Source organism: Rhizobium sp. P44RR-XXIV (assembly GCF_001999485.2).
Classification (GTDB): domain Bacteria; phylum Pseudomonadota; class Alphaproteobacteria; order Rhizobiales; family Rhizobiaceae; genus Rhizobium.
The window spans coordinates 199,306-216,460 of the sequence record NZ_MPVZ02000027.1 but is presented as its reverse complement, the minus strand read 5'-3'; the positions used below and the strand labels follow the sequence as shown (position 1 = coordinate 216,460).

Below are 17,155 nucleotides of genomic sequence, written 5' to 3'. Positions count from 1 at the left end.
CGCCGGCATTGTGAGTTGCGTTTCAGGTCAGAGCCGGAACGGCATCCAGCAGGGAGCGCGTGTAGGAGTGGCGCGGTGCGGTGAAGACGTTGTGCACGTCGCCTGCCTCCACGATCCGGCCATCCTTCATCACCAGGACACGGTCGGTCAGATGATGCACGACGCCGAGATCGTGGGAGATGAACAGGAGCGATGTGCCGGATGCCGCCTGAAGTTCGGCGAGCAGATCGAGCACCTGCGCCTGCACCGAAACATCGAGCGCGCTGACGGGCTCGTCCGCCACCAGCAGCCTTGGGCGCGGCGCAAAGGCGCGGGCATCGCGACGCGCTGACGTTGGCCGCCGGAAAGTTCGCGTGGATGGCGCTTCAGAAACGCCTCGCTGAGCCGAACCGCATCCAGCACCTCGAGCACCCTGTCGCGCCGGGCGGTGCCGAAGACCCCGATGCTATCAAGGCTCTCGCCGACGATCTTCTCGACCGTATAGCGCGGATCAAAGGAGCTGAGCGCGTCCTGCGCGATCAGCTGCATGCTGGCACGTCGGGGGCGACGTTCCGCCTCTGGAATATTGCTCCACTGCTTGTCGTCGATGAGCACCGTTCCCTGATCCGGCTCCACAAGGCTTAGAATGATCTTCGCAACGGTCGTCTTGCCGGAGCCGGATTCGCCGACGATGCCGAGCGCCTCGCCCGATGCGAGATCGAAGGTCACGTCGTTGACGGCGTAGGCACCGCCCGATCCGCCATAGCTCTTGACGAGATTGCGAGCCGACAGAAGGCGATTTTCCCGATCGATTGTCTTTGCCGGCAGCGGAACCCGTATTCGCTCGATGGCCTCGGCATCCGCCAGCACTTGTGCATCCCGCGAATTCTTGACGGTCGCCGGCGAGAGCCGAAACCCTTTCGAACTGGCTGATGGCACAGCGTCCAGCAGCTGTTGCGTATAGGGATGTTGTGGCCGGGTCAGTATCTGTTCCGTGGCCCCTTCTTCGACAATGCGGCCATTGTTCATGACCAGCACACGATCGGCGAGACGAGAGACGACTGCCAAATCGTGGCTGATGAGGAGAAGCGTATGGCCGGCTCGGCGGCGTTCGGCCAGGAGATCGAGTATCTGCTTTTGAACCGTCGCGTCCAGCGCCGTTGTCGGCTCGTCGGCGATCAGCAGCGATGGTTGACGGGCAATTGCCGTTGCAATGAGGGCACGCTGGCGCAGGCCGCCGGAAAGCTGATGCGGATATTGCGGGAGCCTGCGGTCCGGATCGGGAATGCCGACGGACGCCAGCAAGGCACGGCTGTCTTCGCGCAGATTGGGGCGGCCGAAGAAGCCGCGAGTGCCAAAGGCATCCGAGAGCTGCTGCGAGATGCGCCGAAGCGGATCGAGAGAGACGAGCGCATCCTGAAGGACGAAGCCTATCTTTCGTCCCCGGAGGCGTCGCCAGTCCGCTTCCTTGAAATCGCGCACGTCTTCACCGTCGATGTCGAACCGGTCGGCGCTGATGCGGGCCGTCGCACCCGCAAGGCCGATGATCGAACGCGCCGTCACCGATTTGCCGGAACCGGATTCTCCGACGAGAGCGACCGCTTCGCCCTTGTGGATCGTCAGGTCGATACCGTGCACGACGCGATTTGCGTGTTCGCCCTGCGGGAAGCCGATGGTGAGATTGCTGATATGGAGGAGAGGGGTCACGATTGCCTCCTGCCTTCGAATGCAAGCTGCCAGCGCTTTCCAAGCACACTGATCGAAATCACCGTCAGCGTAATCGCGAGGCCGGGCCAGACCCCGATCCACCAGGCGACGCGCAGATAGTTGCGCGCTTCCGCCAGCATGGCACCCCATTCAGGGACTGGAGGTTGCGGCCCCATGCCGAGGAAACTGAGACCGGCCGCTTGGATGATGGTCGTGCCGAGGCCGATGGTTGCAAGGACAGGCACCTGCGCCAGCGCATGCGGCAGGATATGGCGGATCACCAGCACATTTCGTGTGAGCCCGAATGTCTTTGCCTGCTCGACATAGCCGCTCTTGGCGATGACAAAGGTCTGCGCCCGCACCACCCTTGCGAAGCGCGGCACCGAGGCAACGCCAAGGGCAAAGATGAGGTTGACCGTGCCGGGACCGGTAAAGGAGATCAGCACCAGCGCCAGCAGCAGATCCGGAAACGACGAGATCACATCAAGAAAACGCGAGATGGCTTCGTCGATGATACCGCGCGCAAGGCCGGAGATCAGGCCAAGAAAGGCTCCGACGATGGACGCGATGGCAACGGCGCTGACGCCGATCAGGATTGAATAGCGCGCGCCGTAAACGACGCGGGAAAAGACATCTCTGCCGAGATGATCCGTGCCGAACCAGTGAGCGACCGAGGGCGGCAGCTGCGCTTGTAAGGGGTCTGCGGCAATCGGGTCGGCTGCCGTCAGGATCTGTGGACAGATGGTTGCGATCGCTACCACCAACAGAAAGATCGATGGGAGAGCAATGCTTGGTCTGGCGCCTATCGCAGCGAAGGCATGACGCCAGCGGCTTGCATCCGCCTGTGGGCTTGTCGAGGAAACGCTCAATGGCCTGCCTCCGCGCCGTCATTGCGCAGGCGGGGGTCGAGCAGCAGATAAAGCACATCGACAAGTGTGCTCAGCACCACATAGACAAAGGCGGAGAGGATCGCGACGGCAAGGACGACGGGCAGGTCGTGTGAAAGCACCGCATCGACCGTGATGCGCCCCAAGCCCGGCCTGCCGAATACGGCCTCGGTAATCACGGCACCCGACAGCAGATTGCCGACGAGCCAGCCGGCGAGCGTCACGGCTGGCAGCGAGGCATGACGCAGGCCATGACGAAGCCTCAGGACGAAATCTCGTGTTCCCCAGCTTCGAACCGTGAGCATGAACGGTTCTTCCAGCGCCCGCTCAAGCCCTTCGCGCAGCACCTGCCCGACAACGGCTCCGAGCGAGAGGCCAAGCGACAGAGCCGGCAGAACCAGAGCCGAGAATGTCCGGTCGCCGGCAACCGGAAAAAGCTTTAGCGTGAAGGAGAAGACGAACAGCAGCACGATGCCAAGCCAGAAGGATGGCGTGGAAATGAGGATGAGCTCAAGCCCGCCGGCAATGCTGCGCGGCAGGCGCTTGCCCGCTGTGAGCAAGGCGCTGGCGACGGCGAATACGATTGCCACGACGAGTGCGGCAGCGGTGAGTTTCAGCGTCGGCAGCATCTGTGACAGGACGAGACCGGATACGTCGGTCTGCAGGATGTAGGATCGCCCGAAATCGCCATGCAGGATGCGCAGGAGATAGGTGACGTATTGGCTCAACAGCGGCTTGTCCAAGCCCCATTCGAGACGAATGGCGGCCTCCACCTCGGGCGTTCGCAACTGCTCCCCGATCAGCAGGCTGACGATGTCGCCAGGCGCCAGATGGAGGCTGACAAAGCTGAGCGTTACGGCGGCCCATAGAACGAGGATGCCTGACGTAATCCGGGTCAGAACCTGCGATGTGAGGCTGTTACGCCTCAGCCGATAGCGGCCTGCCGGCCACGATGAAGGGGCCGCGTCCAGGGCCGTTGCATCGTCAGCACTCATGATCGTTGCTCCTTCGTTATCCCCGTGGCTATCGCCACGGGGCCTGTTGACCGGTCGGCTTATTCACTGCGCCAGATGTCGTATGCGCCTTCCGGCAGCTGCTTGAAGGGGCGGAAACCGATGCCCTTCACATAGCTTGCCGCCGCCACCTGATCCTCGGGTTCGTAGAGCGGCAGCGCATAGGCCTGGTCGAGAACGGCGAAGCGCTGCAGCTTGGCGTAGAGTTCGAAGCGCTTTTTCTGATCGAGCGTCGAAGCAGCTTCGTTCAGCCATTGCGACAGTTCGGGTGCGAAGGCGCGGCTGTAATTGATGCTGCCGCCCTTATCGAGAGGCAGGTAGTGATACTCGATGTCGATGGCATCCGTCGGAGTGTTGGAATTGGCGATCGAGCCGAATTGGCCGGTCTTGCGTCGGTCCGTATAGGTTCCTGCATCAACGAAGACGATGGCAAGATCGATACCGGCATTCTGGCGCGCCTGTGCCTGAAGGGCCTGCAGCAGCACATCGCGTTGATCGCGCACCGTCGCCTGCGCCTGGATGACCTCGATCGTCAGCCGCTTGCCGTCCTTGGTGCGAAAGCCCTGTGCATCGCGTGCCGTCCAGCCGGCTTCATTAAGCAGCGCATTTGCCGCTTTTGGATCGGGGCCGTAAGCGCTCTCGATGCTTTTGTCGTAGAATTGCGGATCGATCGGTGAGGTGATGCCCCAGGCGCGGGTGCGTTCGCCGCGATAGACTGCCTTCAGGACCGCATTGACATCGATGGAGGCGATCAGCGCCTTGCGCACCTTGATGTCCTGGGTCGGTCCCCAGGTAACATTGAGGAAGAGCGAATAGGGCGTACCGGTGTTCAAAGCGGTCTGATAGCTGAAATCCGGGCTATCCTTGAACAAGGACGCATCATTGCCGGCGATGCCTTCGATGACATCGACCTGGCCGGAGGTGAGAGCGCCGGTACGAACGGCGGATTCGGGCAGGAAACGATAGGTCACTTCATCCAGATAGGCCGCACCCTGGTGGGCAGCGGTCTTGGGCGCCCAGTTATAGGCGGCGTTTTTCACGAACTGGATTTCCTGTCCCTTGGCATAGCGCTTGAGGATGAAAGGTCCGGTGCCGGCGATTTCCGGGCCACCGGATTTCAGCTGCGAGGATGCGAAGGCCGAGGGTGAAAGGATCTCCAGGCTGGCGGCGTAGTCGAGAAAGGGTGCATAAACCTGGTTCAGCGTGAAGGAGACCGTGTGATCATCGAGCGCCTTCGCCTCGACGATACGGGCAATTGGCCCGGCGCTGACGCTGCCAGAATAGGCGGCGTCCTTGAGCTTGGTGAAATTGGTGACCACCGCCTGAGCATCGAATTTCTGCCCGTCGGTAAAGGTCACCTTGTCGCGCAGCTTGAACGTATAGGTCTTGCCGTCTTCGGAGATCTTGTATTCGCTCGCCAGCCACGGAACGTAACCGCCATCCGCGGTGCGGGCCAGAAGCGATTCATAGGCATTGCGGAGCAGCAGCTTCGTCTTGTCCTGCCCGTTCAGCTGCGGATTAAGCGTGGCCGGCTCCGTCTCGACGCCCCATGTCAGCTTGCCACCGCTCACCGGTTTTGCATCCTGCGCGATGGACAGGCCCGATGTCGCCGAAATTGCGACGATAGCTGCGGTCAGGCTTAGAAAATGTCTGCGAATAAGCATTGAAAGTGTATCTCCTTGAAAAATCGTCACTGTACTCGCGCGCCGCTCAGCTCTGTTCGTCGCCCGCCCGTCACGCCGCAATGGCGCTGCGCGCGTCGGCTAGAAGTTCGATGGTTTTCAGGCGGTGAGCACCGTCTGAGACCGGGCAGTCGATGACGAATTCATCGACACCGAATTTGCCGTGCAGCCGCTGCAGCTCGGCATGGACATCTGCCGGTGTTCCGCGGATGAGACGCGGGCTTCTTTCTTCGATGTGATAGTCGGTCGCTCCGGCCTGGCGGACATATTCCAGCGCTTGTTCGCGGCTGCCGACATTGACGCCCTGCCCGCCTTTGATTTCCAGTCGGAAGCGGCGTGTGTCGCCCAAGAGGCTTTCGGCAAGCGAGGCGGTCTGCGCGGTGACGACACTGACAGCCAGCAGAGCAGAGCTGCCACCCGCCTCGCGATAGGCCGCAAGCGATTGCTCAATCGCATCGTCATCGCCGTGGATGTGTCCGGCATAGACGAACCGCCAGCCAAGCCGGGCCGCCAATCTGCCGCTTTCCGGGCTCGCGCCGAGCAAAAAGCAACCTGGCGGCTGGTCCGGCGCCGGAAATGCGGCAAGGCTATCGGCATTCGCGTCAATGGTCTTGTCATGATGGAGAAAGCCGTCGAGCTCGGTCAATTGCGCCTCAAACGGCGGTTTGCGTGCGGGGTCGAGCGCGCCTTGCAAAGCACGGGTAGAAAGCGGGAGCCCGCCGGGCGCCTTGCCCACACCGAGGTCGACGCGTCCCGGGGCGAGAGCAGACAGCAGGTTGAAATTTTCGGCGACCTTGTAGGCGCTATAGTGCTGAAGCATGACGCCGCCGGAGCCGATGCTGATGCGGTTCGTACACGCGAGCAGAAAGCCGATCAGCACCTCAGGGGAGGAACTCGCGAGCTTGGAGGTGTTGTGATGCTCTGCTACCCAGAAGCGGCGATAGCCGAGTTCTTCGGCTCGTTTGGCAAGCGTCAACGTGCGCTGCAGGGCTTGCGCTGCGCGCTCCCTCCCGTCGATCGGGCTTTTGTCGAGAAAGCTCAGGGCGTAAGACATGGATCCTCTCCGATTGGGTCGGCGGCTACAAAGATATTTAATCTATATTTTTACTAGATTATTAAATCGAGCAACGATGTTTCAATCATCGCCTGCACAATAAAAGATCATGCCGTGCGAAGCCCTGTGGCGATCATGCATCCTGAGGGTGCGAAGCGCTGAGCGGGAATTTGAAGACCATCGCATTCGGGGAAACCCGACGACAGGCCACACCGGACAGCCTTCAAACTTCTATTGGAGGCGTATCCATGACTGATATTATTGTCCGATCCTCCCTGCTGGATCCGGCGGCCCAGCCGCTGATCGATGGGCTTGTCAGCGAATATGACGCGAGATACGGCGCGGCCAGCCGCCCTGGCGGCGCGCGCACCGAGATCATGCGCTATCCCATGGCGCTGTTTTCCCCGCCGCTTGGTGACTTCCTCCTGCTGCAGCGCGATGGCCTGACCATAGCAGGCGGGGCATTCATGAGCCACGACGACGAAACCGCGGAGCTGAAGCGCATCTGGACGGACCCGCACCTGCGGCGCCAGGGGCTGGCCCGCCAGATCGTCCTTGCCCTTGAAGACAGTGCGGCACAGCTCGGCTACACGCGCACCTATCTTTCGACAGGCTTTCGCCAACCGGAAGCGGTGGCTCTTTATATATCGCTCGGATATCGCCCGCTTTTCGACACGACGGCGGACCCCACTTTCTATCGGTCGCTGCCTTTCGAAAAACATATCGGCGAGAAGGCCGGCCAGACCGGATCGACCCCGATCTATCCACCCGCAGCTTCCTTCGAGGAGGCAACTGCACGTGTGACGGCGCTGAAAGCCGGGCAGGAGCAGAAGATCGCCGCGCGCCTGGAAGCACGACAGACCTCTTCCGCCGCCTGAAGCTCGCGACCCCTTACCGACGATAAGACAGGATTTTCATATGACACATCCAAACGGACTTCAGGTCGGCATCGGGCTCGATGCAGCCACCCGCACCGCCGACAGCAGCAACGCCCGGCGCGAGTTCTGGGCGGCCCTCATCAGGCGCATCGACGATCATGCAGAATTTGTAACGCTGGAAGATGGTTTTGCCAGCTCTGATGGCGACGGGCTCGATGCGATCCTGCTTGCCAATTGGTTGGCGCCGCGCAGCCGCAACATCGGCATCATCGGCGGGGCTCCCGTCAATTTCCTCGAGCCGTTCCATATCTCGACCGCAGTTGCGACGCTGGACTTCGTCAGCGAAGGCAAGGCAGGGCTGTTGGTGCAGCAATATCGTGACGGCCGCGCCGCGAAGGCCAAGCAATCGATCGGCGCACTCAATGGCTTTCCGGGCACCGATACTGCGGCGCTCCAGCAGGATGGACGCGATGCCATCGAGGTCATCGAGCGTCTGTGGGACAGTTGGGAGGATGGCACCGTGATCCGCGACAAGGAGAGCCATCGCTTTCTGGATGGCTCCAAGCTGCATTACATCGATTTCGAAGGCGCGGGATTCCGGGTTCTCGGCCCATCGATCACGCCGCGGCCGCCGCAGGGAAAGCCGGTGATTGCCGTTAGCTACCACAAGGACGACGAACCTTCAGTCGCCGCCGCCGCCGATGTCGCCTTCCTCAATTTGGATACCGCCGATATTGCTGGCGCGATCGGGACTATTCGCGATACGGCCACACTCGAAGCACAGGCCTTCATCGCCGATATCCGGATTGATGCGGAGAAAAAGCCGCTGGCTGAAACCGTCGCGCAGGTCGAAGGCATTGCAGCATCGGGCGTGCACGGTATCCGCCTGATCCTAAGCGATCCCAAGGAGCAATTGGAGCGCGTCGTGGGCGAGCTTCTTCCCGCTCTCAGAGCCGCGTCTCTCATCCGCGACGTTGCCGGCGGCACGCTGCGAAGCCGTTTCGGCCTGCCGGTTGCAGGCAACAGATATGCCCCAGCCGCGTGAGCCCTAGAGGAACGATCATGACCAAAAAGCAGGTAATTCTCGGCGCTCAGTTTCCAGGTGTCAACAACTTCACCGTCTGGAGCGACCCGGCGGCAGGAAGCCAGATCGAATTCTCATCGTTCCGGCATTTTGCCGAGACGGTGGAGCGCGGCAAATTCGATTTCATCTTTCTGGCCGAGGGTTTGCGCATCCGCGAGCAAAAGGGCCGCTTCCATGAGCTGGATGTGGCCGGCCGACCGAATACACTCGCGATCCTGACGGCGATTGCCTCGATTACCGAGCATGTCGGCGTGATCGGCACGCTGACGACCACCTTCAACGAACCTTATCCGCTCGCCCGGCAGCTGGCGACATTGGATATACTATCCGGCGGCCGTTCCGGCTGGAACGTCGTGACCTCTCCGGGCGCCTTCACCGGCGCAAACTTCCGGCGCGGGGATCATCTACCCCATGCCGAGCGCTATGAACGGGCGCGAGCCTTTATCGATGCTGCTCAGAAAATATGGGCCGGCGGCGAGTTTTCGTTCAACTCCAGACACTTCGACATTGCCGGGCACTCTGCGCTCGCGCTTTTGCCACAAGGCGCCCCGATCATTGCGCAGGCGGGCGATTCCGATGAGGGTAGGGAGCTGGCTGCAAGTCATGCCGACCTCATCTATTCCCGACACGGTTCGATCGAGGCTGGGCAGGCTTTCTATGCGGATGTGAAAAAGCGTCTCGCCAAATATGGCCGCAGCCCGGATGCCCTGAAAATCCTCCCCGGCGCCAATTTCATCATCGGCGATACCGAGGAAGACGCACAGGAAAAGCTGAAGGCGATCCGCCTGCAACAGGTCAGCCCACGCAATGCCATCGTGTTTCTGGAACAGGTCTGGAACCGGGATCTGTCTAACTATGATGCTGATGGGCCTTTGCCGGACATCGAACCGGATGTCTCCGAGGAGCGGCTGGCTCAAGGCCGCGCCAACAATCAGGACAGCAAGAGCAGGTTGGAGACGGCGCGCCTCTGGCGCGAACTTGCCGAGCGGGATCGTCTCAGCATTCGCGAGCTGACCATTCGTGTCACGGCACGGCAGCATTTCATTGGAACGCCCGATAATATCGCCAATGAAATCAACCGCTATGTGCAGGCAGACGCCGCCGACGGGTTCGTGTTTGCACCGCATCTGACGCCGGGCGGTTTCGATGAATTCGTTCAGAAAGTCGTACCGCTCCTGCAGGAACGCGGTGTCTATCGCACCGACTATAGCGGGGGGACATTGCGGTCCAACCTTGGCCTGCCCGATCTGTCGGAGCGCGTGCTCACACGCGATCTGGCGGCAGCGGTCTGAAGGCAAAGATCGTTATAAGCAGTTATCAAAACAGTGGCTCGCGCTTTCGAGGCGCGAGCGATCTCGTCATATTGGGGAACGGTGCACTGCAAAGACCCAACTTTGCCTGCGCCCTTTATAAAACGACAACTACAGCACCTTCTTGAAGCCGACATGCGTCGCGACAAAGCCGAGCTTTTCGTAGAATTGATGCGCAGCAGGGCGTGTCTTGTCTGTCGTCAATTGCACCAAGACGCAGCCCCTGGAACGGCAATATTCAAATGCCCATTCAAAGGCCTGCTTGCCGATCCCCTGGCCCTGGTGCGTGGCGGCAACCCTTACGCCCTCGATCTGCCCGCGCAAGGCACCCATTCTTGAGATATTCGGGATGATGGTGACCTGCAATGTGCCGATGATAGTGCCGCCATCCGTCACAACAGCCAGGAACTGGTTCGGATCCGCATCGATCGCCGCAAAGGCTCTCTCATAGGGTTCGGCAATCGGCAGGCTAGCATCCTCACGCCCGGCTCCAAGATCATCCTGTGCGAGCAGTGTGACGATGGCCTCAAGGTCGGCGTGCTCTGCCCGTCGGAATTCCACCATGTCGATTTCGGCTCCTTGACCATCGGTCCACAAACTGAGCCGCATTCTAGCCGCGCTTGCCGATCAAACCAACTGAGCGCAATTGACGCGATCCCGATGACCTGCCGGATCATCGGGATCGCGTCAAATGATCAGGCGATTTCCAGCGGCCGGTGCGCTGCAGCCTCACGCTTCTTGTGTTTTGCCTTCATTGCCTTGCCGGCGACATAGACCTCGGCCACGCAGCGGTCGTCGCCCATGGTCTGCAGGATGAAGAGTTCTTCGGCGAGCGACGTTGTCGTTCGCATGCGGAATTCCATCGCTGACTTGGCGCTGGAATCGAGCACGACGATGTCGGCATCTGCACCCGCTTTCAGCGAACCGATCTGCCGCTCCAGCCCAAGCGCCTGGGCATTGCCGAGGGTCATGCGATAGAACGAATTGAACGGTGTCAACCGCTGGCCCTGCAGATGGAGTACCTTGTAAGCCTCGTCCATGGTCTCAAGCATGGAGAAGCTCGTGCCGCCGCCGACATCGGTTGCGACGGACCAGCGCGCCCCGAACTTGTCGAACCGTGCAGCGTCGAACAGGCCTGAGCCGAGGAAAAGGTTCGACGTCGGGCAGAAAACGCCGACAGCGCCGGTTTCGGCAAAGACAGCGACTTCGCGATCGCTCAGATGAATGGAATGACCGAGCAACATGCGCTCGTTGAGCAGGTCGTAGCGAGCATAAATATCCGTGTAGTCCTTGGCTTCCGGATAAAGCGAGGTGGCAAAGATCACCTCGTCGCGATTTTCGGAAAGATGCGTCTGGACATAGCAGGTCGGATGTTCGGCAACGAGCGCCCGGCTCATCTCCATCTGCTCGGGCGTCGAGGTGATGGCAAAGCGCGGGCTGATGGCATAATGCGCGCGACCGCGGCCATGCCACTTCTCGATCAGCCGCTTGGTCTCGTCGTAGCCCTGCTGCGGAGTGTCGCGCAAAGCGTCCGGCGCGTTACGGTCCATCATAACCTTGCCGCCGATCATGCACATGCCGCGCGCTTCGGCCGCGGTGAAATAGGCATCGACGCTTTCCGGATGTACCGAGCAATAGGCAACGGCCGTCGTCGTGCCGTTCGAAATCAGTTCGTCCATGAAGCGGTCCGCCACCTCAGCCGCATGGGCGGCGCGGGCAAATTTCTGCTCCTCGACGAAAATATAGGTGTTCAGCCATTCAAGCAGCTGCGCGCCGTAGGAAGCGATCGCCTGCGTCTGCGGGAAATGCAGATGCGTGTCGATAAACCCGGGCAGAATGAGGTTTGGGCGATGGTCGGCAACCTCGACATTGGCGCCGGCCAGTTTGCTCATATCGCCGTAGGATCCGATTTCTACGACCTTGCCATTGCGCACGAAAACCGCACCGTCCTCGAGATAGCGATAGGAGGCGGCATCATCGATGCCTTGCGGCTCGGCGAGGAAGGTCAGCACACGGCCGCGGATCAGGATTTCGTTCATTGGGTCTTCTCCCCGTTGATGGTGCTTTCGTACCAGGAGACGAGCAGTCGGCGCTCCTCGTCTGTGATGTGTGAGGCGTTGGCCGGCGGCATGGCATGGCTGCGGCCGGCCTGCAGGTAGATCTCGCGGGCATGGGCGGCAATATCGCGGTCCGTTTCGAACACCACACCCTTGGGAGGAGCGACAATACCCTCCCAACTCGGTTCCTTGGCATGACACATGGAACAACGCCCCATCACGGTATCGCGGACCTTCGGGAAGGCCTGCGCCGTGATGAACGGCTGCTGCAGAGCGGAGATCTTCGGGTTGGCGGCTTCGCCGGTCAGCAGCTTCGGCACCGTGGAAAGCCACATGATGATGATGAAGAGGATGACTGTGACCAGCCAGGTCCAGGTCGGCTTGCCGGCATCGGCGTGGCGGGTGTTGAACCAATGGCGGATCGTAACACCCATCAGGAAAACCAGCGAAGCGATGATCCAGTTGAACTGCGTGCCGAAAGCCAGCGGATAATGGTTCGACAGCATCAGGAACAGCACGGGCAACGTCAGGTAATTGTTGTGCGTCGAGCGCTGCTTGGCAATCCTGCCGTATTTTGCGTCGGGTGTGCGGCCCGCCAGAAGATCGGCAACAACGATCTTCTGGTTCGGGATGATGATGAAGAACACATTCGCCGACATGATCGTCGCGGTGAAGGCGCCGAGATGCAGAAAGGCGGCGCGGCCGGTAAACAGGTGCGTATAGCCCCAGGCGACTGCCACCAGAATAAAATACAGCGCCACCATCAGCCGCGTATTGTCATTGCCGAAGGGCGACTTGCAGATGAGATCGTACATGATCCAGCCGCCGGCGATCGTGCCCAGCGAAATGGCGATCGCCACGGGCTTCGACACGTCGAGCACGGCCGGGTCGATCATGTAGAGGTCGGCGCCGGCGTAATAGACGAGACAGAGCATGCCGAAGCCGGAAAGCCACGTGACGTAGCTCTCCCATTTGAACCAGACGAGGTGGTCCGGCATGTTGGCAGGTGCCACCAGATATTTCTGGATATGGTAGAAGCCCCCGCCGTGAACCTGCCACTCTTCGCCGTAAGCCCCTGGGGGCAACGAGGCGTGCTTCTTCAGGCCCAGGTCGAGCGCCACGAAATAGAATGACGAGCCGATCCAGGCGATGGCGGTGATGACGTGCAACCAGCGGACGGCAAATGTTATCCAGTCCCAGGCAATAGCGTATTCGTACAAGGGAAAGTCCTCCCGATCTTCACGGGACTGTTTGCCATCTCTCGATTTTCGCGAAAATCCCGCTTAATCCGCAACACTTTCAAAAAAATCTATAAGATGACCCCTGCTTGTTCCGCACGCTAATGTGGTAGAAGGAGCAATGTCTTATCTTGATAATGTGCGTGTCTTCGTTCGCGTGGTCGAACTCGGAACCCTTTCGGCGGCGGGGCGGGATCAACGCGTCACGCCCGCGGTTGCGAGCAATCGCATCAAGGAGCTCGAGCGCCATCTCGGTGTGCGCCTCTTCAACCGCACGACGCGCAAACTGTCGCCGACGGAACATGGCCGCGTCTTCTACGACGGGGCGGTGAAGATCATCGAGGCCGTGAACGAGGCGGAGGGGGCGATTGCCGACCTCTCGCGCAACCCGAAAGGCTCGCTCAGGATCACCGCGCCGCTCGGCATCGGCCGCCGGCTGATCGCCTCGGGTATTCCGGAATTCCACGACAAGTATCCGGATATCGAAGTGCGCGTCCGCTTGTCGGATCACAATGTCGATATCCTCGCCGAAGGCGTCGATGTCGCCTTCAAGCTCGGCGTGCTGGAGGATTCGAACCTGCGCATGCGCGGCATCCTCAATTGCGAACGCGTGCTTTGCGCCTCGCCGGATTACCTTGCGCGCCGCGGCATGCCCGCCAATGCAGACGCATTGATTGCCGACAAGCATGAATGTCTTCTACTGCGCTACCCCGGATCGAAGGAGTATTTCTGGACGCTGGTAACGGCGGAAGGGCCACGCAAATTCGAGGTCGCCGGCCCCTATGACAGCGACGACGGCGACGTGCTCACGCAATGGGCGCTGGAAGGCCGTGGCATCATCAACAAGCCGCTGTTCGAGGTGAAGGCCTATCTTAGGGAAGGGCGGTTGATCGAGATCCTGAAGGACAGCCCACCGGCCCCGGTGCAGCTCGCCGCGATCTATCCGCACAAGCGTTTTCAGGACCCGAAGGTGCGGCTAATGATCGATTTCATGGCGGAGCGCTGTCAGCGGCTCATCGGCAAGCTGCTGCAGGACGAACCCGCTACGGCGGCCGCTACCGACTGATTTCCGCGACAGACTTCGTCCGATTTGCCACCCAGCTCAGGGCAGCCGTCATGATTTCGGCGGCGGCGAGCGTGGCGATAACAGCCGGACGTTTGTCCTTCACCGCGGTCCCACCGATCGGGCAGACGAGATGATCGAAAAGATCGGGTTGGCCGACTTCGCGCGACAGCCAGTTGCGGAAGGTGGCGCGCTTCGTCTTGGAGCCGATCATGCCGACATAGGCGGCATCCCGGTGCCTCAACGCTTCCGCGGCAATGAGGAAATCGAGTGCGTGATCGTGGGTGAGGATCACGAAGCTGCTGCCGGCCGGCGCGTCCCGCACCACCGCTTCCGGCATGGCCGTCAGGCAGGTCTCGATGCGCGGCACGGTGCAGGCGGTCAGTTCGTCTTCGCGCGTATCCACCAGCACGACGCGGAGAGGGGCAAGGGAGAGCGCCATGGCGAGCGCGTCGCCGACATGGCCCGCGCCGAATACATAGACATGCGGCCGCGCAGCCATTTCACGGTCGCTGCGCGTGATGAGGCGGCGCGCCACGACTGGACTCAGCGCCGTGAAGGCGAGGCCGACCCGGCCGCCACAGCACTGACCGATCTCCGGGCCGAGCGGCACGTTCATCGGTTCCGCCGCAAGGCCGGAACGCAATGCGCGCCGCGCCTGGTCAATCGCCATATATTCGAGCTGCCCGCCACCGATCGTCGCAAAGCTCGCCCGTTCAGACACCAGCATCCAGGCATCCGTGTCGCGCGGCGTGGAGCCGGCAGCGCCGGTCACCTCGACCAGGACCGACACCGGCTCGCGGCGCAGGAAATCCCGAATGTCTTCACGCGCGGCCAGCATAGCCTCACCTTTCTTTCGCTGCTTTCAACCGTTCGATCGCCATCAGCACCCGCTCGGGTGTTGCCGGCGCATCGAGCCGTGGACAGATCTTGTGGTCAGCGACGCTTGCCACTGCATCCGAAAGGGCATGCAATACCGCAAGGCCGAGCGGCAAGGGTGGCTCGCCGACCGCCTTCGAGCGATGGATCGTCGGCTCATAGGCTTCCGACCAATCCGTCAGCGCTACATTGAAAATCTTCGGCCGGTCGGATGCAAGCGGGATTTTGTAGGTCGAGGGCGCGTGAGTGCGCAGCCTCCCCTTATTGTCCCAGAACAGTTCCTCTGTCGTCAACCAACCCATGCCCTGGATGAAGCCGCCCTCGATCTGTCCGATATCGATCGCCTTGTTCAGGGAGCGGCCGGTATCGTGCAGGATATCCGTACGCTCGACCACATACTCCCCGGTCAGCGTATCGATGGAGACCTCCGAGCATGCGGCGCCATAGGCATAGTAATAGAAGGCGTGGCCGCGGCCCTTAGAGCGGTCCCAGTGGATTTTCGGCGTCTTGTAGAAACCCGCCGCCGAAAGCTGCACGCGCGACATATAGGCCTTCTTAACGAGATCGTCGAAGGGCATCTCGACATCGCCGATCCGCACCCGGTTGGGCAGGAAAATAACCTGGTCGCGCGAGACATGATGGCTCTCGGCAGCAAACGCGATCAACCGCTCCTTGATCTGGCGCGCGGCGTTCTGCGCCGCCATGCCGTTGAGGTCCGCACCGGACGAAGCAGCCGTGGGCGAGGTGTTCGGCACCTTGGCCGTCGTCGTGGCGGTGATCTTCACCCGATCGAGATCGATCTGGAATTCCTCCGCCACCACCTGAGCGACCTTCAGATGCAGGCCTTGCCCCATCTCGGTGCCGCCATGGTTCATGTGCACGGAGCCGTCACTATAGACATGCACGAGAGCGCCGGCCTGGTTCGACTCGGTCTTGGTGAAGGAAATGCCGAATTTCACCGGCGTCAGCGCAAGGCCACGCTTGACGATACGACTCCTGGCATTGAATTCGGCGATTTCCTTGCGGCGGCCGGCGTAGTCGGCGCTCTCCTCCAGCTCAGCGACGATGCGCTGGATGATGCAGTCCTCGACCTTCTGGTGATAGGGGGTGAGGTTACGTTCGCCCTGGACGCCCATCGCGTCATAGAAATTCAGCTTGCGGATATCGAGTGGATCCTTGCCGACAGCGAAGGCCACCTCGTCGATGACGCGCTCGGCACCCACCATGCCCTGCGGGCCGCCGAAGCCGCGAAAGGCCGTGTTGGAGACGGTATTGGTATAGAGCGGGGCCGATTTCGCGTGAACATGCGGGAAAAAATACGCATTGTCGCAATGGAACAGCGCGCGGTCGCCGACAGGGCCGGAAAGGTCGGCCGAAAAGCCGGCCCGAAGCGCGAAGGTGTAGTCGATGGCAAGGATCCGGCCCTCGTCATCGAAGCCGACATCGTAGTCGATGGCGAAGTCGTGGCGCTTGCCGGTGGCCGTCATGTCCTCATCGCGGTCGAGCCGCACCTTGACGGCGCAGTTCAGCTTCTTGGCGGCGATAGCAGCGATCGCGGCACATTGGTTCGCCTGGGTTTCCTTGCCGCCAAAGCCGCCGCCCATGCGGCGTATCTCGATCGTGACAGCATTGCTCGGCACGCCGAGCGCATGGGCGACCATATGCTGCGTCTCGCTCGGCCCTTGGGTCGAGCAGTAGACGATGACCTCGTCGTCCTCGCCGGGCACAGCAAGCGAGACCTGCCCTTCGAGATAGAAATGATCCTGGCCGCCAAGCCGCATGCGGCCCTTGACGCGACGCGGCGCGAGCTCAAGCTCGGCTGCAGCATCCCCTCTTTTCAACGTCAGCGGCGTGACGACCTGCCGATGGGTCGAGACATCGAGATCCCAGATGTCGATATCAGCAGGCAGTTCCGCATATTCGATCTTCGCCAACCGGGCCGCGCGGCGGGCCTGTTCGCGTGTCTCGGCAATGACGCAGAAGATCGGCTGGCCATGAAACTCGACCTTCCCGGCCGCAAGTACCGGATCGTCATGCATGTTGGAGGGCGAGATATCGTTAACCCCGGGCACATCCTCGTGGGTCAGCACGGTGACGACGCCGGGAGCAACGCGCACGGCGGAAAGATCGACCGATTTCAGAATGCCGTGCGCGACGCTCGACAGGCCGAGGCCTGCATGCAGCGTGCCGGCGGGCTCTGGAATATCGTCGATATAGACTGCCGTACCCGCTACGTGCTTGTGCGCGGAATCATGGCGCGGGCTGGTATGGACGCCGCCAACGATGGTTTCTGCCTTGAGGTCGGACGTGTGCTTGTTCATGGC

The 17,155-nt window shown here is 61.1% G+C and carries 13 protein-coding genes and 1 pseudogene; 4 read left to right on the top strand and 10 right to left on the bottom strand.

What is annotated here, in order from left to right; translation table 11 throughout:
- Positions 1-22 precede the first annotated feature (22 nt).
- From BSK43_RS13385 to BSK43_RS13365, 5 genes and pseudogenes are all read right to left on the bottom strand, one after another.
- A pseudogene (locus BSK43_RS13385) lies at positions 23-1,686 on the bottom strand (ABC transporter ATP-binding protein).
- Complete coding sequence (locus BSK43_RS13380) at positions 1,683-2,492, bottom strand: ABC transporter permease (protein WP_348641755.1); 810 nt, start codon at positions 2,490-2,492, stop codon at positions 1,683-1,685. The pseudogene BSK43_RS13385 and the gene BSK43_RS13380 overlap by 4 nt, the downstream one beginning before the upstream one ends.
- Positions 2,493-2,551: 59 nt before the next feature.
- Positions 2,552-3,568, bottom strand: coding sequence for an ABC transporter permease (locus BSK43_RS13375; protein ID WP_077470654.1), 1,017 nt, complete (start codon positions 3,566-3,568; stop codon positions 2,552-2,554).
- Positions 3,569-3,627: 59 nt separating this feature from the next.
- Positions 3,628-5,250 carry an ABC transporter substrate-binding protein gene (locus BSK43_RS13370; RefSeq protein ID WP_077470653.1) on the bottom strand — a complete coding sequence of 541 codons (1,623 nt, stop codon included), beginning with the start codon at positions 5,248-5,250 and terminating at the stop codon, positions 3,628-3,630.
- Positions 5,251-5,320: 70 nt separating this feature from the next.
- Positions 5,321-6,322 (bottom strand): LLM class flavin-dependent oxidoreductase, encoded by a 1,002-nt coding sequence (locus BSK43_RS13365; protein ID WP_077470652.1) that lies wholly within the window; start codon positions 6,320-6,322, stop codon positions 5,321-5,323.
- Between the two features lie 248 nt (positions 6,323-6,570).
- Here BSK43_RS13365 and BSK43_RS13360 point away from each other — a divergent pair, with 248 nt between their 5' ends.
- The 3 genes from BSK43_RS13360 to BSK43_RS13350 are packed head-to-tail and all read left to right on the top strand — an operon-like array spanning position 6,571 to position 9,576.
- Positions 6,571-7,200 (top strand): GNAT family N-acetyltransferase, encoded by a 630-nt coding sequence (locus BSK43_RS13360; protein ID WP_077470651.1) that lies wholly within the window; start codon positions 6,571-6,573, stop codon positions 7,198-7,200.
- 40 nt (positions 7,201-7,240) lie between these two features.
- Entirely contained in the window at positions 7,241-8,245 is a 1,005-nt protein-coding gene (locus tag BSK43_RS13355; RefSeq protein ID WP_077470650.1) for an LLM class flavin-dependent oxidoreductase, read from the top strand.
- A gap of 17 nt (positions 8,246-8,262) precedes the next feature.
- Positions 8,263-9,576 carry an LLM class flavin-dependent oxidoreductase gene (locus tag BSK43_RS13350; RefSeq protein WP_077470649.1) on the top strand — a complete coding sequence of 438 codons (1,314 nt, stop codon included), beginning with the start codon at positions 8,263-8,265 and terminating at the stop codon, positions 9,574-9,576.
- Positions 9,577-9,705: 129 nt separating this feature from the next.
- Here the strand turns inward: BSK43_RS13350 and BSK43_RS13345 are convergent, their stop codons facing one another.
- The 3 genes from BSK43_RS13345 to BSK43_RS13335 all read right to left on the bottom strand — a co-directional run bounded on the left by BSK43_RS13345 (position 9,706) and on the right by BSK43_RS13335 (position 12,871).
- Complete coding sequence (locus BSK43_RS13345) at positions 9,706-10,158, bottom strand: GNAT family N-acetyltransferase (protein WP_077470696.1); 453 nt, start codon at positions 10,156-10,158, stop codon at positions 9,706-9,708.
- A 131-nt stretch (positions 10,159-10,289) separates the two neighbouring features.
- Positions 10,290-11,633, bottom strand: coding sequence for a guanine deaminase (guaD, locus tag BSK43_RS13340; RefSeq protein ID WP_077470648.1), 1,344 nt, complete (start codon positions 11,631-11,633; stop codon positions 10,290-10,292).
- Positions 11,630-12,871, bottom strand: a complete 1,242-nt coding sequence (locus tag BSK43_RS13335) for a urate hydroxylase PuuD (RefSeq protein ID WP_077470647.1) — start codon at positions 12,869-12,871, stop codon at positions 11,630-11,632. Before BSK43_RS13335 ends, guaD begins: the two co-directional genes overlap by 4 nt.
- Positions 12,872-13,010: 139 nt before the next feature.
- Here BSK43_RS13335 and BSK43_RS13330 point away from each other — a divergent pair, with 139 nt between their 5' ends.
- Complete coding sequence (locus BSK43_RS13330) at positions 13,011-13,955, top strand: LysR family transcriptional regulator (RefSeq protein WP_077470646.1); 945 nt, start codon at positions 13,011-13,013, stop codon at positions 13,953-13,955.
- On the opposite strand, the gene xdhC is transcribed toward BSK43_RS13330, so the two are convergent.
- Positions 13,945-14,793 (bottom strand): xanthine dehydrogenase accessory protein XdhC, encoded by an 849-nt coding sequence (gene xdhC / locus BSK43_RS13325; RefSeq protein WP_077470645.1) that lies wholly within the window; start codon positions 14,791-14,793, stop codon positions 13,945-13,947. The two genes, BSK43_RS13330 and xdhC, sit on opposite strands and share 11 nt — an antisense overlap.
- Before the next feature lie 4 nt (positions 14,794-14,797).
- Complete coding sequence (gene xdhB, locus BSK43_RS13320; protein ID WP_077470644.1) at positions 14,798-17,152, bottom strand: xanthine dehydrogenase molybdopterin binding subunit; 2,355 nt, start codon at positions 17,150-17,152, stop codon at positions 14,798-14,800.
- Positions 17,153-17,155 lie beyond the last annotated feature (3 nt).